The sequence below is a fragment of the Streptomyces mayonensis genome (genome assembly GCF_018982965.1).
Classification (GTDB): Bacteria; Actinomycetota; Actinomycetes; order Streptomycetales; family Streptomycetaceae; genus Streptomyces; species Streptomyces mayonensis.
This window is the reverse complement of record NZ_JACBYP010000054.1, coordinates 17552-37787: the sequence shown is the minus strand read 5'-3', so window position 1 is coordinate 37787 and position 20236 is coordinate 17552. Positions and strand designations below refer to the sequence as shown.

Genomic DNA, 20236 nt, shown 5'->3' with positions numbered 1-20236 from the left:
CGTGGACATGCGGGCGTCCGGTACCGGTCTCGCGGCCCTGCACGGGCACGCGGCGGTCCGGTGGGGCGGGTGAGTGGCGGGCGTACTCACGCGTGGCGGGCCTGCGCCCGTCGCCCGTCACCGTCCGGCGCCGGACGCCCGGCCGGTGACGGGGGTGGACCGGCTGCCTCAGACGGCAGCGGTGCCCGCGGGCGGCCCCCTGGAGGTGATCGCGTACACGAGGAGCAGTCGCCGCGGCCGGCGGGCCGCGCGGCCGCGGCGGGCTGCCGCGCGCGGGCGGCGCGCGGGTGCGGGGAGGGCGAGGACCAGCCGCAGCGGGGCGGCCAGCCGGGCGGCGGCCGCCCGCAGGACGCGGAAGGCCGCGCGTTCGCCGTACGCGAGCCACAGTCCCGTGAGCAGCGCGGCCAGCAGGTGGGCGGCGAACATGCCGGCGGAGGACGCCTCGGGCATCCCCGCCATGGCCGGGTCGGGGCCCGTCGCGGATCCCCCGGCGTGCACGGTGTGGCTCATGTGCGGCATCGACGCCGTCGGCGGCACCGGGGAGGCCGGCGGCCTCGGCAGTTCCTGCACGCGGGAGAACCACACGTGCAGCACCGCCTGGGCGGCCACCACGGCGGACGGAACGAGGAGGAGCCCGCGTTCCCGGCCGGCCAGCGACCACCCCGCGCCGCCGGTCACCGCGACCGCGACGGCGAGGACCCACCGGGGCAGCGGAGAGCCGGACATGAGGACGTGTCCGAGGGCGGCGAGCAGCACGCAGACCGCCGCGAAGACCGCGGCCCGTGTCGCGCGCAGGCACCACCCAGCAGTCATGGCGGCCCACCCTCGCATTCCCGGCCCCGCCGTTGGAGGGGGAATACGCAACTTCGCCGCCCGGCAATCAGCCCCGGGATGTGATTCACCTCACATGCACGAGTTTGCCTAACCTGATTAGGCAAGCCGATAATCGTCTGCGGTGCTCCGGAGGCCGGTCCGGAGGGCGACGTGGAGGACGCAGGTGGCACGCGTGGGGCTGACGACCGAGACCCTGATCAGGGCGGGGGCCGAGACGGCCGACGAGATCGGCTTCGAGCACACCACGCCCACGGAGCTGGCCCGGAGGTTCGGCGTCCGGACGGCGAGTCTGTACTCGCACGTGAAGAACGCCCACGACCTCAAGACCCGCATCGCGCTGTTCGCCCTCGAGGAACTGGCCGACCGGGTCTCCGAAGCGGTGGCCGGCCGGGCCGGCAAGGACGCGCTGACCGCCTTCGCGAACGTCTACCGCGACTACGCCCTCCAGCACCCGGGCCGCTTCGCCGCCACGCAGTTCCGCCTCGACGCCGAGACGGCGGCGAACAGCGCCGGTGTGCGGCACGCCCAGATGTCGCGCGCCATCCTGCGCGGATACGACCTGGCCGAACCGCACCAGACGCACGCCGTGCGGCTGCTGGGCAGCGTCTTCAGCGGTTACGTCACGCTGGAGGGCTCCGGCGGCTTCAGCCACAGCGCGCCCGGCTCGCAGGAGAGCTGGACCGAGATCCTCAACGCCCTCGACGCACTCCTGCGCACCTGGCCGACCGGCTAGTCCGGCCCGGCGATAGGGTCGGTGCCCAGCCAGCCCCGGACGCCACGGACACACGGATACACGGACAAGGAGTCGGCCATGGGCCCCCACACTCCCCAGGAGGCGCAGCCCGCCGAGGACACCGCAGCCCGGCTGAGGGCGATCGGGGACGAGTTGTCGGACCGCTTCTACGAACGGGCCGACGTGGTGCGCACGTTGCTGGTCACGCTGCTGGCCGGCCAGCACTCGCTGATCCTCGGCCCGCCCGGTACGGCCAAGTCCGAGCTGGCGCGGGAACTGACGGGCCGGATCGAGGGAGCGTCCTACTGGGAAATACTCCTGTCGAAGTTCACCGCGCCGACCCGGATGTTCGGCCCCATCGACGTCGCCGCGCTGGCCCGCGGCGAGTACCGCCAGGTCTACGACGGCCGCGCCACGACCGCCCATGTCGCCTTCATCGACGAGATCTTCAAGTGCTCCACGGCCGCGCTGAACGAGACCCTCGGCTATCTGAACGAGCGGATCTACCACCCCGAGAACGGCGGTGAGCCCGTCCGCTGCCCCCTGATCGGCGCCATCACCGCGAGCAACGAGCTGCCCGAGGGCGAGGACTCGGCCGCGATCTACGACCGGCTGCTGGTCCGGATCGAGGTCAAGTACCTGGAGGACCCCTCGAACTTCGCCGCGCTGGTCCGCTCCGCCGTCAGCCGGCCCGCGGCCCCGGCACGCACCACCGTGGAACTGGCCGCGCTCCGGCACGCCGTGGCCGAGCTGGTCCCTGCCGTGGACGTCCCCGACCCGATCGTGGACGCGGTGTGCACGCTGCGGGCCGCCCTGCGCCGCAGGGAACTGGTCGCCTCCGACCGGCGCTGGCGGCAGGCGGTGAGCCTGCTCCAGGCGTCCGCGTACCTCGACGGCCGCCGGTCGGTCGCCGACAGCGACCTGTCGGTGCTGACCCACGTGCTGTGGAACTCCCCCGCCGAGCGCCCCGCGGTGGAGCGCGAGGTGCTGCACCTGGTCAACCCCGATGCCAAGGAGGCCCTCGACCTCGCCGACACCATCGACGAGCTGGAGGCCCAGCTCGACGCGATGGCGGGGCAGTCCCGCGAGGCACTGAGCGAGTGGGTGATCAAGAAGGCCCACCACCAGCTCGCCACCGCGGGCAGGCGGCTCGAGAAGCTCCGCGAGGAGGCGGCGGGCGCGGGGCGCTCCACCGCCGCCGTCGACCGGGTCACCGGCCGTCAGCGTGCCGTCCGGGCCCGCGTGCTCACGGAGGCCCTCGGCGTCGACGCGAGCGCGGTACAGGCACAGCTCTGAGCACCGGGGCGGACGGAGGGCGAACGGACGGAAGGGCGGAAGTCCGGAAGGACGGAGAGGACGGAACGGAGAGGACGGAGAGGACCGTGGCGCAGACACCGGACCGGGCCGACGTGCCGGCGGGACCGGCCGACGTACGGCCCGGCCGTCCGCAGGCCGCGTCCACGGGGCACACCGGGGCGGTGGTCGCCGACCGCTTCGACCGGATGACGTGGCACGACACCTACGAGCAGGCCGCCGCCCTGCGTGAGCTGGCCGCGGAACTGGGCGAGCACCACGCCCACGCCGCCGACCTCCTCGCCGACGTCTTCCTGGCCGCCTACCGGGTCGGCCCACGCCTGCGCGATCCGGGCGGGATGGAGCCGTCCAGGCTGGTCAACCACCGGATCGTCGGCGCCCTGCTGGAGTCCCCGCGGTTCGCCGAACTGCACCGCGAAACGGCCGGCGACCCGTACGCCGCCGCCATGACGGTCCTCGCCCAGTCCGGCGCGCTGCGGCGCATGCTCGACGACTCGCGGCAGGCACAGGAGCAGGGCGAGCGGGCGAGCGCAGCGGCGCAACGGGCGAAGGCCGCGGCTGCCGCCGTGTCCGAGGCCCTCTCCCGGGCCGCCGAGGCCACCGGTGCCGACGAGGCGGCCGGTACCGACGGGGAAGGGGCCGTGCCGGGCCCCGCGGCCGAGGCGGTGCGGCGCGCGGTCGACGACGCGGAGGCCGCCGCGGAGCGGGCCGCGCAGGAGGCCCGTCAGGCCCTGGCCGCCCCCTTGCCCGGGGTCACCGCCGCCGCGCGGAGCGCGGTGGCGCGGTCGGCCGCCGCGGCCCGGCAGGAGGCCTCTCTGATGCGTGCCTGGGGCGTCGGATCCGGCGAGCTGGAGCGGATGCCGTTCGACGAACGCGCGGCGCTGGCCGAGCGGCTGCGCACCGGCCGGCTCGCCCAGTGGGCCGAACTGATCGGCCGCTTCCGGCAGATGGCCCGGGGCGAGCGCGCCCGCAAGGTCGAGAACGCCACCGGTGAACTGATCGGCGTCACCCTCGGCGACGACCTCTCCCGTGTCATCCCGTCCGAACTGGCGGGCCTCGGAGTGCCCGAACTGCGCGCGGTGTTCGCGGCGCGCTACGCGGCCGGGGAGCTGATGCTCTACGACAGCCGGGGCGAACAGGCCACCGGCCGGGGCGCCGTCATCGCGTGCGTGGACACCTCGCACTCCATGTACGAGGCGGGGCCCGGCGGCATCACCCGGGAGGCGTGGTCGAAGGCGTGCGCCCTGGCCCTCCTCGACCAGGCGCGCGACGCGGGGCGCGACTTCGTCGGCATCCTGTTCTCCGCCGCCGACAAGCTGCAGGTCTTCCGCTTCCCGGCCGGCCGGCCCGCCCCGCCGGCCCGGGTCCTCGACTTCGCGGAGAGCTTCCTCGGCGGCGGCACCAGCTACCAGCGGCCGCTGACGGCGGCGAGGGAAGTGCTGGAGGAGGAGTTCAACGACGCCGCCCGTGCCCGTGGCGACATCGTGATGCTCACCGACGACGACTGCGGCGTCACCGAGGAGTGGATGCGCGGCTGGAACGACGCCAAACGGCGTCTGGGGTTCCGTGTCTTCGGCGTCGGGATCGGTGCCCCGCGGGTGGCCGCGGCCGGTTCGGTCCTCGAGGCGCTGTGCGACAACCTCCGGTCCGTCGAGGACCTCACCGACGTCCACGCCGCGGCCGACCTCTTCCGCGTGATCTGAGCCCCGCGGAAGAGGTCCGGGCCGCTACGGCTTGCGGGCCACCGCGCCGTACATCGCGATGTCCTCGTCGCGGATGTCCTTCTCCCCGGTGCCGTCCGGACGCCACTGGTGGACCTGGACGATGCCCGGCTCGACCAGGTCGAGTCCCTCGAAGAACTCGTGGGCCTCGCCGATCGTCCGCAGCCGCATCGGCATGTCGCGGGCCGCGTACTCGCGGGCCACCCGGCCCACCTCGTCCGGGGCGAACTCGGCGGTGCCGATGGTCATGGCCAGGTAGCTTCCGGAGGGCAGCGGCTCCAGGAGGCGGCGCACGATGCCGACCGCGTCGTCCTCGTCGAGGACGAAGTGCACGATCGCGATCACGGTGAGCGCGACCGGCTCGCCCAGGTCCAGGGTCCTGCGGAACTCGGCGGACTCCAGGACGGCCTCCGGGTGCTGGAAGTCGGCCTCGATGTACGTCGTACGGCCCTCCGGCGTGCTGGACAGCAGGCCCTGGGACAGGGTGAGGACGATGGGGTCGTTGTCGACGTAGACCACCCGCGACGCGGGCGCCACCGACTGCGCGATCTCGTGCAGGTTCGGAGAGGTGGGGATGCCGGTGCCGATGTCGAGGAACTGCCGGATGCCCGCCTCCTCGGCCAGCCACCGCACCGCACGGTTCATCCAGTCGCGGTTGGCGCGCATGTGAACGGGCAGCGCGGGCCACTCCGCGGCCATCGCGTCCCCCGCCTCGCGGTCGGCGGGATAGTAGTCCTTCCCCCCGAGGATGTAGTCGTAGATCCGCGCCGAGTGCGCGTGCTCGGTGTCGATCCGGTCGGCCGGCCATCCGCTGTCGGACAACGTTCGCCCCTCTCCATTCGGTCGTGCTTCGGGTCGTACGGTACGAGTGGACCCTGCGGGCCGGCAGGCCTGTCGGGTACAGGAGTCCGGGCCGTTCAGAGGTCCTTGCGCAGCGCGCCGAGGACCTCCTCCGTTCCTCTGGCCGGCACGGCCTGGGCGCCCAGCCGGTCCAGGGCCTCCCGGTAGACCACGACGTCGTCGTGCTTGTCCAGGTAGACGGCGCCCACGAGGCCGCCGAGGTAGACGATGTCGGGCAGTTCCGGGGCCCGGAAGCGGAAGACGTCGTACGCGCCCGCCCGCAGGGCCGGGTGCGGGCCGGACCCGAACGGCATGATCTGGAGCGTCACATGGGGCAGCCGGCCCACCTCGATCAAGTGGTCCACCTGTTCGCGCATCACCCGGGAGCCGCCCACGGGCCACCGCAGAACCGTTTCGTCCATCACCACCCACAGGCGGGGCGGCGCGGGGCGGGCCAGGAGCTCCTGGCGCCGCATGCGCAGGGCCACCCGCCGCTCGGTGGCCAGGGAGGAGGCGTGCGGGTTCCCGGCGCCCAGCAGGGCCCGCGCGTAGGCCGGGGTCTGCAGCAGCCCGTGCACGAACTGGGGCTCGTAGGCGCGGATGTGCAGGGCCGCCTGCTCCAGGCTCAGGTAGGCCGCGAACCAGTCCGGCATGACGTCGCGGTAGGTGTGCCACCATCCCCGCTTGTTCGCCTCGCGTGCCGACTTCAGGAAGGTGTCGATCTCCTGCTGGTCGCGGACGCCGTACACCTGGAGCAGTTTCTCCACGTCCGGCAGGCGCAGCCGCGCCACCTTCGCGGCCTCCATGCGGCGGATCGTCGAGTGGCTCACCCCGATCGACTCACCGGCCTGTTCGAAGCTCAGACCGGCCCGGGTGCGCAACTCCTCCAGCTGTCTGCCGAGGATCATGCGCAGCACGGAAGGGGCACCGCCCCAGTCGGTCTCGGCGGTCACACCATCTCCCTCTCACCGTCTGCCGCGCCCGGGCCCCGGAGGCACAGTCTGTCATGCGGACACGTCCGCCCGAGGAGCATGCCGTCACTCAGCTGCAATTTTCAACTTGGCGGTTGCGCAGGGTTGTTGACGGATGACACAGTGGCTGCACCGCTCCCCGTTTCCTCCTTTCGCCAACCGGACACCAGACCCGTCCTGCAGATGACGCATCCCCCACCCCTGGGACGGTCGTGCATGACAACGTTCTCCTGGTGCTCCGCCGGTTGTACGCGCCGAAGGACACCCCCCATGGACCTGCAGCACACCCGTGACCCACGCCCGTCAGCGACCACCGCGCGTGAGGGAGCGTGCACGCCCGGCAGCGTCCATCCGCCGCTGCACCGCACCCCCGGCCCGGCCGCGCTCCGCCTGCCCGCCGGGCTGCGCTCCGGTCTCGGCCACGACGCGGTGGGGACCTGCCCGGAGCACGGTGAGCGCATCCTGGCCGCCCTTCCCCGCGCGGGCTGCGTCTTCGCCGCCGAGGGACGCTGGTGGTGGATCGTCCCCTCCGGATCGGACATCGGGGTGGCCTGGCCGCACAGCACCCACTACGTCTTCGGCGACCCTTCGTGGACCCGCCCGGCGGCCGCCGACCGGCCCTCCGGCCCGCGTCTGGTGCACGGCCCGGACGGCGACTCCCCGTACACGGCACCCATACCGCTCTACTTCCTCGTGTGCCGGCTCACCGGCGTACCGCCGCGCTGGTCCCTGACGCCCTGACGCCCCGGCCCCGCCGCCCGCGCCCCGACGGCCTCGCGGGGAGCTCCGCCCGGGGGAACCCCGCACTGCGGCCGGTGCCGCCCGACCGGCCCACACACACCGGCGGGCCCACGCACGCCGGCGGGCCCGTACACACCGTCAGTTCCACGCACGTCGGCGGTCCGCACGGGGAGCCGGATCCGCACGCGCCGGCGTCCGGGATCCCGACGGGCCCGGACCCTCGCTGACGGGCGGCGTGCCACGAGCGTTTCGCGGCCCCTTTCGGCCGGCTTCCGGGCAGGAACGGCATGTCCCTCCGCTTCCCCTTGCACAGATCGCCGTGGACACCGGCAGATCGGCGCGGACACCGATGGTACAGACCACCCAGCATCATAAGCAGCGGCGAACATGTCAATAACGGGGACCACAACGTCCGGTCTGTGGCGGGCACTTGCCCAATCGAGGGCTTTGTCCGCTTCACTTCCCGAACCTGGAGCGGCTTCTTCCGATTGATCTCGTTCAACTAGTTGACATGCGCAGGGAAGGACTACAACCCTGCAAGTCCCCCCACACCAAGGAGGACCGTGTGCTTTCCCCACGCAAGCTGACGGCGTCCCTGGCCGTCGCGGCGTCCATCGGCGCCATCGCCGTCGTCGGCGGCCCGGCCGAGCACGCTTCCGCCGTGCCGGACACCATCCCGCTCACCCTGAAGAACGACTCGGGCAACGCCGAGCAGGTCTACGTCTACGTGATCGGCACCGAACTGGCTTCGGGCACGCAGGGATACGCCGACGAGAGCGGCGCCTTCCACGCCTGGCCCGCCGGTGGCGCTCCGCCGGTCCCCGCCCCCGACGCCTCGTTCGAGGGGCCCGCAAACGGCGGGTCAAAGACCGTTCAGCTTCCGAAGTTCTCCGGCCGGGTCTACTTCTCGTACGGCAAGAAGCTCGACTTCCGGCTCGCCGAGGGCGGCCTCGTGCAGCCCGCCGTCCAGAACGCCGACGACCCCAACCACGACACGCTGTTCAACTGGACCGAGTACACGCTCAACGACTCGGGTCTGTGGATCAACTCCACCCAGGTGGACATGTTCTCGGCGCCCTACTCCGTGGGTCTGACCGCAGGGGACGGCTCCACGAAGCAGACGGGTTCGCTGAAGCCCGGCGGGTACAAGGCGGTCGCCGACGGCCTCACCCAGCAGGGCGGCGGCTGGGAAGGACTCGTCCAGACCCAGGGCGACGGCTCGCCCCTGCGCGTCCTGGCCCCCGGCCACGGCATCGGCTCGGGCGACATCCCCGCCGACGTGATGGACGACTACATCAACCGTGTCTGGGACAAGTACGGCACGGACACGCTGACGGTGACGCCGTTCAAGGAGCAGCCGGACACGAAGTTCTACGGCAAGGTCAACGGCGACAAGATGGACTTCACCGACGGCAGCGGTGCGGTGGTGACCTCCTTCGAGAAGCCGGACTCCGACTCGGTCTTCGGTTGCTACAACAAGCTCGACGCCCCCAACGACCAGGTGCGCGGCCCCATTTCGCGGACCCTGTGCGCCGCGTACAACCGTTCCACGCTGCTCACCAACTCCGAGCAGCCGGACGCCGACAACTCCGGGTTCTACCAGGACGACGTCACCAACCACTACGCCCGCCTGATCCACGGCCAGATGCAGGACGGCCAGGCGTACGCCTTCGCCTTCGACGACGTCGGCAACCACGAGTCGCTGGTGCACGACGGCGACCCCAAGGACGCGGCGATCACGCTCGAGTCCTTCGACTGACCCGGCCGGCCCCACCCGCGCCGGAACAGCGCTTCATTCCCCCCACCTCCTCGGTGCCCGCTCCCTCCGTGGGAGCGGGCCCATGAAGGGAGAGACATGGCCTCCCCAAGACTGCTCCGCAGTTGCCTGCTCGCCACCCTGTCGGCCACTCTCGTGGCGGCCGCCGCGGTGGCCCCCGCGCAGGCGGAGCAGAAGCCGCAGTCCGCCCAGGCGGTGACGTTCTCCGACACGTTCGACGGACCCGCCGGATCCGGTGTCGACTCCGCCAAGTGGCAGCTCGAAACCGGTGACAACGTCAACAACCACGAGCGGCAGTACTACACGCCCGGCACCGACAACGCGAAGCTCGACGGGCAGGGCAACCTGGTCATCGAGGCCCGCCGGGAGAACCCGGGCAACTACCAGTGCTGGTACGGCACGTGCGAGTACACCTCCGCGCGTCTGAACACCTCCGGCAAGTTCACCGCGACCTACGGTCACGTCGAGGCCCGGATGAAGATCCCGCGCGGGCAGGGCATCTGGCCCGCGTTCTGGATGCTGGGCCAGGACATCGGCGAGGTCGGCTGGCCCAACTCGGGCGAGATCGACATCATGGAGAACGTCGGCTTCGAGCCGTCGACCGTGCACGGCACCCTCCACGGCCCCGGCTACTCCGGCGAGGGCGGCATCGGCGCGGGCTACACACTGCCGAACGGCGAGGCGTTCGCGGACGCCTTCCACACCTTCGCGGTGGACTGGGCGCCGGACAAGATCACTTGGTCGGTCGACGGCAACGTCTACCAGACCCGCACGCCGGCCGACCTGAACGGCAACGCGTGGGTCTTCGACAAGCCCTTCTTCCTCATTCTGAACCTCGCGGTCGGCGGCTACTGGCCCGGCGACCCCGACGGCTCGACCACCTTCCCGCAGCAGCTGGTCGTCGACGAGGTGAAGGTCACCACGAGCGACGGCTGACCCCACGGGGCGGCACCCCGCGCGGCGCGGGGGTGCGGGAGGGCTCTCGCCCGCTCGCGCCCCCGCGTCTTCGCGTGCCGCGGTCAGTGGGTGGTCGTCCTGGCGGCCTCGGCCCCCGGAGCGTTCTCGTCCGGGGCCGCGGGTGGCGGAAAGATGAGGTCCTCCAGCGCGTCGGCGGCGAAGAGGAAAGCCATCATCACGACGGGTAGGAGCAGCGCGAGCAGAATCACAGGACCTCCCGGCAGGTCGGTCTGTGGGCTTCGTGGCCCGGTCTCCAGGATGACCCCGAATGGCGGAGTGCGCACGGCGGGCGACGCGAGACCCGCGAGCACCCCACCGGTATCGAATACATGTTCACTCGCGCGCATGTCTCTCGCCCCTTGCCGTCGGCCGTCCGCCGCCGGTGGCGTCCGCGGGCCCCGGCGGTGCGCAATGCCCGCATGCACTCCCCCGCTCCCGGCGCCGAGCGCCCGAACGCGCCCGGCTCGCTCCTCGCAGCCTCGCCGGTGTCGGCCTCGCCGTCCTCGATCCCGCCGGCCGGGTGCTGCCCGGCCTCGGTCACGACGGGCGCTGGGAGCCAACCGGGGTACGAGCGGGTTCCGACGAGTGCTGGAGCAGAAGCCGGAGGGGGGCGGTGCGGCCGGTTCGGTCCCGAGTCACAGACGCCGGGCGACAGCCCAGGTCCGAGCGCGGTCTTGCGCGTCGAAGAGGTCGGTGTGGGTGATCATGACTTCGGTGGCCCCGGCGTCGAAGTAGCGGCGCAGACCGGCAGTGACGGTGTCCTCGTCGCCGGCGATCAGCAGGTCCGCCGCACTCGACAGCCCCTCGGTCGCGATGACCTTCCGGTAGGACGGGATGCTGTCGTAGAAGCCGAGGGCGGCCGAGACGCGGTCGCGGGCGGCCGCTGCGTCGTCGGTGACCACCGCGGGCACCCCGGCCACGATCTGCGGGGCCGGCCGCCCGGCCGCGGCGGCGGCTTCGGTGATGGCCGGCACGATCTGTTCGGTGAGGGTACGAGGCCCGGCAAGGAACGGAATCGTTCCCTCGGCCAGCTCGCCCGCGGCCGCGAGGGCCTGAGGCCCCATCGCGGCCACCAGGACCGGGACCGCCGGGGAAGCCCCGGCCACGGCCGTCGAGCCGACCGGACGCGACGTCAGCGTCTCCCCCACGAAGGCGGCGTCGTCGCCGTCCAGCAGCGGGCGCAGCGCGGTGAGGTACTCGCGCAGGTGCTGGATCTGCGGCGGATACGGCAGGCCGAACTGCGGCTCGAGAACAGTGCGCGCGCCGAGGCCGACGCCGAGCCGGAAGCGCCCTGCGGCAGCCGCCTGCGCCGTCTTCGCCGCGGCCGCGAGCAGCAGCGGATGGCGAGGATACATCGGCACGACCGAGGTCCCTACGCGGACCCTGGGCTCCGCCCGGCCCACCAGCCCGGCGAGCTGGGGCGCGTCGTAGTCCGCCGCCTGCCCGAACCACACGGTGCGCACCCCGGCGTCCGCCACCTCGTGCGCGAACTCCACAGTCCGGTCGACAAGGTTGGCCATGCCGGGTTCCTGCGCGAACGTGCCTCCCAGAAACGCTCCGACCCTCATTCCGGCAGTGTCCATCACGAGCTCCTTCGTGATCCGCTTCACATGACTCACGTCGTCTTCGCAGCCGCGGCCTCCGTCGTCCCGCAGCACCACAGTGATTACAGGTTCTGCAATCACTGTACAGCTTGATTGCAGTCTCTGTAGTCACTACTCTGCGTGTCATGGGACGATGGCCGGGCGGCACGCAGGAACGACTGCAGAAGGCCGCGATCGACTTGTTCACCGAGCGCGGCTACGAACGCACGACCGTCGCCGAGATCGCGACGCGCGCCGGCCTGACCGAGCGCACCTTCTACAACCACTTCGCCGACAAGCGCGAGGTGCTCTTCCCCGAGCAGGACTCGTTCATCGCCAAGGTCCGCGAAGCGGTGGGCGCGGCGCCCGCCGAGCAGTCCCCGCTCGACGCGGTCAACGCGGCATTCATCGCCGGCAGTGACTGGTTCGACCAGCGCCGCGAGGCAGCACAGCGCCGCAGGCACATCCTCGACGCACATACCGATCTGCGCGAACGCGAATGGGCGAAACTGGCGGCCCTCGGTGAGGCGATCACCGCCGCGCTGCGCACACGGGGCATCCCCGACCCGGCGGCCACGCTGACCGCCGCGGCCTCCGTCGCCGCATACCGGCTCGCCGCGGCCCGGTGGCTGGCCGATCCGCAGTACGGCACGCTCGGGCATCACCTGCACACGACCTTCGAGGATCTGCACCGCACCGCACGCAGCTGGTAACGCCACCTCGATACCGGCTGCGGCCGTCGGGAACCTCACCGCCGGACGGCCGGCGCCAGACGCCTCATTCCGCGGGGTGTTGTCGGCCAGGGGGTGCGGAGAGGTCGCCGGTGGTGTGGACGTGGCCGGCGACGGCGGTGGGCTCGGACGTCCAGGACTCCTTCGGCTGCGAACCCGCCATACTCATGGCTGCCGGTGAACCTCGCGCGCCAGTTCCTGCGACACCCCGGCCAGAAATCGGCGAACCCGCCTGCTTCGCCGGGGCGCCGACGGGGTCCGGCACCACGAGGTGACCTCCTCCTCGTAGTCAGCCCGCCGGTGACGGGGCGGCCCGGCGGCAGCAGGGCGGCGCCCGGCGGCGGGAGCACGGTCCCCGACATTGACATGGACGCGCCCCGGCGCGACTCTGAGAGCGCTCTCAGGATCGGTACGGACCAATTCCCCCACACCCCGCACGGAGGTGGAGAGTGCTCTCGAGACTCAGACGCCGTCTGCTCGCCGTGGCCACGGCCGCAGGTCTGGCCGGCGCCCTGCTCACGTTCGGCGGCGCACCGGCCGCGGACGCCGCGGTGCCCGCCACGATCCCCCTGAAGATCACCAACAACTCCGCCCGCGGCGACGCGGTCCACATCTACAACCTCGGCACTTCGCTGACCACCGGACAGCAGGGCTGGGCCGACGCCAACGGCACCTTCCACGCCTGGCCCGCCGGCGGCAATCCCCCCACCCCGGCACCGGACGCGTCCATTCCAGGACCGGCGGCCGGGCAGACCAAGACGATCCGGATCCCGAAGCTCTCGGGGCGCATCTACTTCTCGTACGGCCAGAAGATCGACTTCCGGCTGACCACGGGCGGCCTGGTGCAGCCCGCGGTCCAGAACCCGAGCGACCCCAACCGCAACATCCTGTTCAACTGGTCCGAGTACACGCTCAACAACGACGGGCTGTGGCTGAACAGCACCCAGGTCGACATGTTCTCCGCGCCCTACACCGTCGGCGTGCAGCGCGCCGACGGCAGCGTGACCAGTGCCGGGCAGCTCAAGGCCGGCGGCTACAACGGGGTGTTCGACGCGCTGCGGGCGCAGCCTGGCTGGGGCGGGCTGATCCAGACCCGGCCCGACGGCACCGTCCTGCGGGCGCTGGCCCCTCTGTACGGAGTGGAGACGGGGGCGTTGCCCGCCTCGGTCATGGACGACTACATCAACCGCGTGTGGCAGAAGTACACGACGACCACCCTCACGGTCACGCCCTTCGGGGACCAGCCGAACACCAAGTACTCCGGCCGTGTCTCGGGCAACGTCATGAACTTCACCAACAGCTCCGGCGCGGTCGTCACGAGCTTCCAGAAGCCCGACGCCTCCAGCGTCTTCGGCTGCCACCGGCTCCTCGACGCACCCAACGACCAGGTGCGCGGGCCGATCTCCCGCACCCTGTGCGCGGGCTTCAACCGCTCGACGCTGCTGAGCAACCCGAACCAGCCCGACCCGTCGGCGGCCGGCTTCTACCGGGACTCGGTGACCAACCACTACGCCCGGATCATCCACGACCGGATGGCCGACGGAAAGGCGTACGCCTTCGCCTTCGACGACGTCGGCAACCACGAGTCCCTGGTGCACGACGGCAACCCGGCCGAGGCACGGCTCACCCTCGCCCCGCTCGACTGACCGACCGGTCCGACGCGAACCCGCCCCCTCCCACCGCCGACGCGGCGGGCGGGGGCGGTCCCCGCCTCGACCGGCCGTCGGTTCACGCCGTGGGCGGGGCGGCGGGTGAGAAGTCGTACAGGCAGAAGTCGGTCACCGGCCGGTAGCCGATGCGCTGGTAGAGGCCGTTGCTGGTGGGATTGGTCAGGTCGGCGAAGAGCACGAGGTCCGTTGCTCCCCGGGCCAGCGCGGCCCGGCTCGCGGCGACCGTCGCGGCGCCGCCGTATCCGCGACCGCGCAGGGGGGCGGGGGTGTAGACGGGGGCCAGCCGGACCTGGCCGGCCACCACGGGGCTGAGCCCCGCCATGGAGACCGGCTCGCCGTCCGGGGTCTCCCAGAGGGTGACGCGCTGGCCCGCGATGCGCTCGTCGGCCCACCGGGAGGCCCCGGACGGGACCGCACGCGTGGCGGCCGCGAACTCGTCGTGCCAGGTGACGAGTCGGGCGCGGTCTCCCTCACCGGCGACCCTCGCCCGCCCTTCGGGCACCGGCGTCGGCGGTGTGAGCGTGTCCAGGCGGTAGAGGCGGTGCCGCTCGGCGAGGTCCGGGGCGGCACCGGTGTACCGCTGCCAGGCCCAGGCGAAGGCGGTGGCGGTGGGTTGGTCCGCGTTCACACCCGGCAAGGGGTGGCCGAGGGCGGACAGACGGGCGGCGAGAGCGTCGGCCTCCCCGGGGGAGAGCGGGGTCACGCTCAGGTGGCGCGGCGGAGTGCGGAAGAAGGAGGCGACGACCTCCCCCGCCCGCTCCAGCCACCCGAAGACGGGCGCTGCGGTGCCGAACATGTCCATCCCCTGGGTACGGAGCGACTCGGTCACCGTCAACTGCAAGGTGTGCAGGCCGGGTCGCGAGCGCAGGAACGCTCCGGTGCGGGTCAGGAAGTCGTCGAGGTCGTGGGTGAGGTACCAGTCGTCCGGATGCATGCCTCATGCTTCCAGGCGCGGCCGCCACGGCGCCCCCGGTTTTCCGGTCGGGTCCGCACCGTACGGCTGTGGGGCTGTGCGGCTCCGGCGACTCCTCAGCCGGTGTCGGGGAGCACGTCCGGACCGGTCCCGTCCGTTTGGCGGCGCGCCCGGCGGGCGTTCTCCTCGCGCCACGCGTCCAGCCACCGCCACGGTCTGATCTCGTCCAGGGTGAGGCCCGGACAGGCCAGTTGGTGGGGGACGCGGCAGGTGGTGCCGGGCGGGGGTTCCTCCAGGCCGCCGTTCCCGGCCTGGCCGCCCGGATCGACGTGCCACCGGTGCCCGCCGGGGACCAGGTGGGCCGGGACGGTGAGCCGGGGTTCGAGGAGCACGTGCTGCCCCGTGTAGGTGCGGCGGCGTTCGCCGCGCAGGCCGCAGTACGGGCAGACGGGCCGGGCCGGCGGCTCGGGTCCGTTGGCGCCGTCGCGGACGGCCTGCCGCCGGTCGGCGCCCTCCCAGGGCCGGGGCACTCCGGCGGGCGGCTGCCGGTGTCCGTCGGGACCTGGCACCGGGAAGAGGTTCGGTTCGTGTGTGTCCCCCATGGACGTGAGTGTGCGGCGCCGTACCGTCGCAGGGCAGGGCGCAGAACGGGCGCACCGGCGGCACGGCGGCGTCATGGCCGGCCTGGCCGGGGACGTGCGGGGCGGGAGAGGTGACGGGTGCCCGTGGCAGCCGGCTGGAAGTGGGACGGGACGCGGTTCTCCGGTACCGCCGTCCACCACCGCCCTCCACCGAGTCTCTGCGGGGCGGCGGCCGGCCAGCCCGCGGACTGCCCGGGGGCGGCACGCGCCGGATGCCGGCGGTCGCCCCAGCTTGCGGCGTCCCGGCGGCCGGGCGGCCGGTACGATGCGGCCGAACTCCTCGCCGGCGTCCGGCTTCCGGTGCGCCTCGGCCGACCCGGCCAGGGGCAGCACCTCGTGGACGACCGTCGGGGCCGCGCCGACGGAGGCCCGCGTCGCGGCCTCACGGCGCTTCGCCGCGCTGGTGATCCAGGCCTTCCGGGCCTCTTCGGAGCACGCGCCGCTTCCACCGGTGCCCCGGCCGGCGCCCACGTCGTCCGGCTGACCCGGTCGGCCCACGGCGGGCGTTTCCTCCCGGGCCGACGCTCGTTGGGGCGGACATGATCAAGAAGCTCGCCTGTGTCTCCGTCCTGGCCGCCGCCCTGCTGGTCTCCGCTCCCCTCGCCGAGGCCGCCCCCGTCCCCGTCCCCGAGCCGTCCGCCGGTGTACCCGGCGGTCCGCTCCTGAACGGTCTGCTCGGATCGCTGGAGGTGGGGCACCCCGCCACCTCCCCGCAGTCGCTGCTGCCCGCGGGCATCCTCGGCAGGTGACGGACGCCGGGCGGGCCCGGGCCGTCGCCCGCGCCCGCCCGGCGGTGGGCGGAACGCGCCGGCAGCAAGCCCCCGTTCCCCGTTCCTCCTCCTTCGCGCGGCGGCCTCCGGTGCGTCGGCCCATTGACACGGCCGCGATCCGTGCCGTCAACTGATCGTCCACACATGAGAACGACGACCACGTATGAGGATGGCATGCAGGCTGACACCTCCGAACGCATCGTCGACGTCACCGTGACGCCCGTGGCCTTCCGGGACCCTCCCCTGCTCAACTCGGTGGGCGTGCACGAGCCCTACGCGCTGCGCACCGTCGTCGAGATCACCACGGAGAGCGGGGTCAGCGGCGTCGGGGAGAGCTACGGCGGCACCCTGCACCTGGAGCGGCTGCGCCGCACCGCCGCCGGGCTGGACGGCCTGGACGTGTGGAACCTCAACGATCTGAACGCCCGCGCGAGGCGCGCGCTGGGCACCGACACCACCGGCGGCGACGGCATGGCCGGGATGGTCACCGGCAGCAGCACCGTGGACCGGGTCGTGTCGCCCTTCGACGTCGCCTGCATGGACGTCCAGGGCAAGCTCGTGGGCCGTCCGGTCAGCGACCTGCTGGGCGGAGCGGTGCGCCCCGCCGTCCCCTACAGCGCCTACCTCTTCTACAAGTGGGCCGGGCATCCCGGCCAGGAGGACGACGACTGGGGTGCGGCACTCGACCCGGCGGGCCTGGTCGACCAGGCCCGCCGCATGATCGAGGCCTACGGCTTCGCGTCCGTCAAGCTCAAGGGCGGCGTGTTCGCGCCGGACGAGGAGATGGCCGCGATCCGTGCGCTGCGCGAGGCGTTCCCGGACCACCCCCTGCGCCTGGACCCCAACGCCGTCTGGAGCACACGGACCTCACTGCGCGTGGCGCGTGAACTGGCGGGCGTACTGGAGTACCTGGAGGACCCGACCGCCGGCCTCGACGGCATGGCGTCCGTCGCCGCCGGGACGCCGACTCCGCTGGCGACCAACATGTGTGTGGTCTCCTTCGACGACCTCGCCCCCGCCGTGGCCCGGAAGTCGGTCGGCATCGTGCTCTCCGACCACCACTTCTGGGGCGGTCTGCGGCGCTGCGGTCAACTGGCCGCGATCTGCGAGACCTTCGGGCTCGGCCTGTCCATGCACTCCAACTCCCACCTGGGCATCAGCCTCGCCGCGATGACCCACCTCGCGGCGGCGACGCCCCACCTCACCTACGCCTGCGACACGCACTGGCCGTGGAAGCGCCCCGACGAGGACGTGGTGGACCCGGCCCCGCTGCGCTTCAGCGAGGGCGCCGTCACCGTGCCCACGGCCCCGGGCCTCGGCGTGGAGCTGGACCGGGACGGGCTTGCCCGCCTGCACCGCCAGTACCTCGACTGCGGGCTGCGCGACCGCGACGACACGGGCTACATGCGGCGCTTCGAGCCGTCCTTCTCCGATGAGATCCCCAGGTGGTGACCCCGACGTGCGCATCTGCGGGCGGGCTGCCCTTCCCTAACCGGGCTTGACCGCCCCGTCGTTGGCGCAGCGGAAGCCGAGGTTGCCGGACGACGACTCCGGGGTGTTGGAGGAGCGGGCGGCGACGCGGTAGCGGTTGCAGTACGAGTCGTGGCAGAGGTAGGAGCCGCCGCGCAGCACCCGCGCGGTCCCGGCCTCGGCGCCGCGCGGGTCCGCCTCGGGCGACTGGGAGTAGTAGGCGGGTGAGAACCAGTCGGAGCACCACTCCCAGACGTTGCCGGCGGTGTTCCACAGGCCGAAGCCGTTGGGCCGGTACGTCTTGACCGGCGCGGTGGTCACGTGACCGTCCTCGGCGGTGTTGACGTGCGGGAAACGGCCCTGCCAGATGTTGCAGCGCCACCGGCCGCCGGGCGTCAGCTCGTCGCCCCAGGCGTAGCGGCGGCCGGCCAGTCCGCCGCGGGCGGCGTACTCCCACTCGGCCTCGGTGGGCAGCCGCTTGCCGGCCCACCGGGCGTAGGCGGTGGCGTCGTTCCACGAGATGTGGACGGCCGGGTGGTTCTGCCGGGTGGTGATGTCGGACCGCGCGCCCTCGGGCCGGCGCCAGTGTGCGCCGCGTACGTTGATCCACCACGGGGTCCCGGCCGCGCTGCCCAGGACGTCGCTGGAGCCCGCGTCGACCACGAGGTGGAAGACCGCCGAGGAGCCGTAGCGTTCGGCGTCGGTCACATGGCCGGTGGCCTTGACGAACGCCGCGAACTGGGCGTTGGTGACGGCGGTGGCGTCGATGTGGAAGGGCGCCAGCCGCACCGTGTGCACCGGCGTCTCGCCGTCGGCGGGGTACCCCTCGCCGAAGGCGTCGCCCATCGCGAACTCCCCGCCGGGCAGGCTCACCTGCCCGCGGGTCGACCGCGGCCCGGCGGCGGGGCCCGGTGCGGGCGGGGCCACCGTGACGGCGGCGGGTGTCCCGGAGGGGGCGCAGCAGGGGCGGTGGTCGTGGCTCATGGTTCCTCGAAGCGGTCGGTTGCGGGGCCGGCGCCGGGACGGGCGCCGGCCCGGGGGCGGTCAGGCCTGTGCCGCACCGTCCCGGTAGGTGGACTCGTCGAGCCCGCTCAGTGTCGGGTCGTGCCCCACCTCGCCGACGTCGTACATCGACGTCATCCAGTGGTAGAAGTTGTCGCCGCGCTCGCGCAGCACGTCGTACAGCCTACGCATCATGCGGCTGCGGACCTCGGCCCGCTCCGGGTGGGCGTAGACGTTCTGCAGTTCGTCGGGGTCGGTGTGCAGGTCGTAGAGCTCGTTGACGGAGTCCGGGTTGACTACGAGCTTGTAGCGGTCCTCGCGCAGCATGCGCTGGGGGTAGGGGAAGTGGTGGCCGTGGAACTCGCAGACGATGTCCTGCTCCCAGTCGACCGTCTCGCCCCGCACGAGCGGCAGCAGGCTGCGCGAGTCGACGGCGGGTTTCGGGTCGGCGCCGGCGAGTTCGAGGATGGTCGCGGTGCAGTCGAGGAGACTCACGAACTCGTCGCGCACCTGGCCGGCGGGCGCGCCGGGGACCCTGAGCAGTCCGGGGGTGCGGTAGATGTCCTCGTACATCGCCGGGCCCTTGTCGTGCAGCCGGTGGGCGCCGGTGAACTCTCCGTGGTCGCAGGTGAAGAAGACCGCGGTGTCGTCCACCAGGCCGAGCCGTTCCATGGCCGCCGTGACCCGGCCGATCTGGGCGTCGATGAGGGCGACGTAGCCCCAGTAGACGGCGATGAGCTTGCGGGTCGTCTCGATCGGCATGGTGTCGAAGGTCCAGTGCGCGCTGTAGTTGCGCTGGACCGGCGGTTTGCCCTCGAAGGTCTCCGACACCGACCGCGGCAGCTCCACGTCCGCCGGGTCGACGAGGTCGAAGTACTCGTCCGGCAGGATGTAGGGCAGGTGGGGTCCGAAGAAGTGCAGGGCCAGGAAGAAGGGCTGTCCGTGTGCGCGGGAGTCCGCCGCGTACCGCTCCAGCTGCTCGATGGCGCGGGTGGCCAGGTAGTACTCGAAGGTGGCCTCGACCGGCTGGTGCAGGCGGGCGGCCAGCAGGTTGCCGGGGCCCCCGTTGGGCAGGGTGCCGCGGACCCGGTCGCTGATCTCGTACGGCGGCAGCCCGTGCTCGTCGAGGTACGCCAGGTAGTCGGGGTGGTCGACGGGGTTGTGCCAGCCGGGCAGGTCGGGGCCGTCGAAGCCGTAGTCGGCGGCCGTGCGCCTGGTGCCGGTGTGCCACTTGCCGAACAGCCCGCAGTTGTAGCCGCGTTCGCGCAGGGCGCGGGAGAAGGCGAACTGGTCCTCGGCCAGGTCCTCCAGGTAGCCGACGTTGCGTTCGTGGTTGGCGAGGAGCTTGTGGCGGAAGGGGGCCTGGCCGGTCAGGAGGCTGGCGCGGGCCGGGGTGCAGATCGCGGTGGGGGTGTACCAGCGGTCGAAGCGGGTTCCGGTCGCGGCCAGTTCGTCGAGGGCGGGCGTGCGGGCCAGCGGGTTGCCGTAGGCACCGAGGGTGTCCGTGCGGTGCTGGTCGGTCATGAGGAAGAGGATGTTCTTCCCGGACTCGGCCCCGGTCCCGGCCC

At 72.6% G+C, this 20236-nt stretch carries 20 protein-coding genes; 10 read left to right on the top strand and 10 right to left on the bottom strand.

The genetic code is table 11. The features are described from left to right. Positions 1 to 168: 168 nt before the first annotated feature. Positions 169 to 813, bottom strand: a complete 645-nt coding sequence (locus HZS56_RS20755) for a hypothetical protein (protein ID WP_216722241.1) — start codon at positions 811 to 813, stop codon at positions 169 to 171. Positions 814 to 997: 184 nt separating this feature from the next. Here HZS56_RS20755 and HZS56_RS20750 point away from each other — a divergent pair, with 184 nt between their 5' ends. The 3 genes from HZS56_RS20750 to HZS56_RS20740 all read left to right on the top strand — a co-directional run bounded on the left by HZS56_RS20750 (position 998) and on the right by HZS56_RS20740 (position 4584). Next, positions 998 to 1567: a TetR/AcrR family transcriptional regulator gene (locus HZS56_RS20750; RefSeq protein WP_216722240.1), complete on the top strand. Its 570-nt coding sequence runs from the start codon at positions 998 to 1000 to the stop codon at positions 1565 to 1567. 78 nt (positions 1568 to 1645) lie between these two features. Then, complete coding sequence (locus HZS56_RS20745; RefSeq protein WP_216722239.1) at positions 1646 to 2863, top strand: AAA family ATPase; 1218 nt, start codon at positions 1646 to 1648, stop codon at positions 2861 to 2863. An 86-nt stretch (positions 2864 to 2949) separates the two neighbouring features. Continuing rightward, entirely contained in the window at positions 2950 to 4584 is a 1635-nt protein-coding gene (locus HZS56_RS20740) for a vWA domain-containing protein (RefSeq protein ID WP_374201187.1), read from the top strand. A 24-nt stretch (positions 4585 to 4608) separates the two neighbouring features. Here the strand turns inward: HZS56_RS20740 and HZS56_RS20735 are convergent, their stop codons facing one another. Next, positions 4609 to 5424, bottom strand: coding sequence for an SAM-dependent methyltransferase (locus HZS56_RS20735; RefSeq protein WP_216722238.1), 816 nt, complete (start codon positions 5422 to 5424; stop codon positions 4609 to 4611). Between the two features lie 95 nt (positions 5425 to 5519). Then, entirely contained in the window at positions 5520 to 6395 is an 876-nt protein-coding gene (locus tag HZS56_RS20730) for a Sco1979 family transcriptional regulator (RefSeq protein WP_216722237.1), read from the bottom strand. 288 nt (positions 6396 to 6683) lie between these two features. Here HZS56_RS20730 and HZS56_RS20725 point away from each other — a divergent pair, with 288 nt between their 5' ends. From HZS56_RS20725 to HZS56_RS20715, 3 genes are all read left to right on the top strand, one after another. Then, positions 6684 to 7154 carry a hypothetical protein gene (locus HZS56_RS20725; protein WP_216722236.1) on the top strand — a complete coding sequence of 157 codons (471 nt, stop codon included), beginning with the start codon at positions 6684 to 6686 and terminating at the stop codon, positions 7152 to 7154. Positions 7155 to 7719: 565 nt separating this feature from the next. Beyond that, positions 7720 to 8913, top strand: a complete 1194-nt coding sequence (locus tag HZS56_RS20720) for a glycoside hydrolase family 64 protein (protein ID WP_216722235.1) — start codon at positions 7720 to 7722, stop codon at positions 8911 to 8913. 96 nt (positions 8914 to 9009) lie between these two features. Next, positions 9010 to 9867, top strand: coding sequence for a glycoside hydrolase family 16 protein (locus HZS56_RS20715; RefSeq protein ID WP_216722234.1), 858 nt, complete (start codon positions 9010 to 9012; stop codon positions 9865 to 9867). An 83-nt stretch (positions 9868 to 9950) separates the two neighbouring features. On the opposite strand, the gene HZS56_RS20710 is transcribed toward HZS56_RS20715, so the two are convergent. Together HZS56_RS20710 and HZS56_RS20705 are read right to left on the bottom strand one after the other, a co-directional pair. Further along, positions 9951 to 10097, bottom strand: a complete 147-nt coding sequence (locus HZS56_RS20710; RefSeq protein WP_216722233.1) for a hypothetical protein — start codon at positions 10095 to 10097, stop codon at positions 9951 to 9953. Between the two features lie 426 nt (positions 10098 to 10523). Beyond that, a complete protein-coding gene (locus HZS56_RS20705; RefSeq protein ID WP_216722255.1) occupies positions 10524 to 11456 on the bottom strand; it encodes a TIGR03564 family F420-dependent LLM class oxidoreductase in 933 nt (310 codons plus the stop codon). A gap of 161 nt (positions 11457 to 11617) precedes the next feature. Here HZS56_RS20705 and HZS56_RS20700 point away from each other — a divergent pair, with 161 nt between their 5' ends. Continuing rightward, positions 11618 to 12184 (top strand): TetR/AcrR family transcriptional regulator, encoded by a 567-nt coding sequence (locus HZS56_RS20700; protein ID WP_216722232.1) that lies wholly within the window; start codon positions 11618 to 11620, stop codon positions 12182 to 12184. A gap of 64 nt (positions 12185 to 12248) precedes the next feature. Here the strand turns inward: HZS56_RS20700 and HZS56_RS38750 are convergent, their stop codons facing one another. Then, positions 12249 to 12371, bottom strand: coding sequence for a hypothetical protein (locus HZS56_RS38750; RefSeq protein ID WP_301543053.1), 123 nt, complete (start codon positions 12369 to 12371; stop codon positions 12249 to 12251). Positions 12372 to 12651: 280 nt separating this feature from the next. On the opposite strand from HZS56_RS38750, the gene HZS56_RS20695 reads away from it, so the two are divergent. Next, positions 12652 to 13848, top strand: coding sequence for a glycoside hydrolase family 64 protein (locus tag HZS56_RS20695; protein WP_216722231.1), 1197 nt, complete (start codon positions 12652 to 12654; stop codon positions 13846 to 13848). 82 nt (positions 13849 to 13930) lie between these two features. Here the strand turns inward: HZS56_RS20695 and HZS56_RS20690 are convergent, their stop codons facing one another. Together HZS56_RS20690 and HZS56_RS20685 are read right to left on the bottom strand one after the other, a co-directional pair. Further along, a complete protein-coding gene (locus HZS56_RS20690) occupies positions 13931 to 14806 on the bottom strand; it encodes a GNAT family N-acetyltransferase (RefSeq protein ID WP_216722230.1) in 876 nt (291 codons plus the stop codon). Between the two features lie 95 nt (positions 14807 to 14901). Next, positions 14902 to 15387 carry a DUF6083 domain-containing protein gene (locus tag HZS56_RS20685; protein WP_216722229.1) on the bottom strand — a complete coding sequence of 162 codons (486 nt, stop codon included), beginning with the start codon at positions 15385 to 15387 and terminating at the stop codon, positions 14902 to 14904. Positions 15388 to 15965: 578 nt separating this feature from the next. Between HZS56_RS20685 and HZS56_RS20680 the strand changes: the two genes are divergently transcribed. Both HZS56_RS20680 and HZS56_RS20675 read left to right on the top strand, forming a co-directional pair. Beyond that, positions 15966 to 16175 carry a hypothetical protein gene (locus HZS56_RS20680; RefSeq protein WP_216722228.1) on the top strand — a complete coding sequence of 70 codons (210 nt, stop codon included), beginning with the start codon at positions 15966 to 15968 and terminating at the stop codon, positions 16173 to 16175. A 195-nt stretch (positions 16176 to 16370) separates the two neighbouring features. Then, positions 16371 to 17648 (top strand): glucarate dehydratase family protein, encoded by a 1278-nt coding sequence (locus HZS56_RS20675; RefSeq protein ID WP_216722227.1) that lies wholly within the window; start codon positions 16371 to 16373, stop codon positions 17646 to 17648. A gap of 36 nt (positions 17649 to 17684) precedes the next feature. On the opposite strand, the gene HZS56_RS20670 is transcribed toward HZS56_RS20675, so the two are convergent. Together HZS56_RS20670 and HZS56_RS20665 are read right to left on the bottom strand one after the other, a co-directional pair. After that, positions 17685 to 18650, bottom strand: a complete 966-nt coding sequence (locus tag HZS56_RS20670; protein ID WP_216722226.1) for a formylglycine-generating enzyme family protein — start codon at positions 18648 to 18650, stop codon at positions 17685 to 17687. A 60-nt stretch (positions 18651 to 18710) separates the two neighbouring features. Then, entirely contained in the window at positions 18711 to 20192 is a 1482-nt protein-coding gene (locus HZS56_RS20665) for a sulfatase family protein (protein ID WP_253914576.1), read from the bottom strand. Positions 20193 to 20236: the final 44 nt, after the last annotated feature.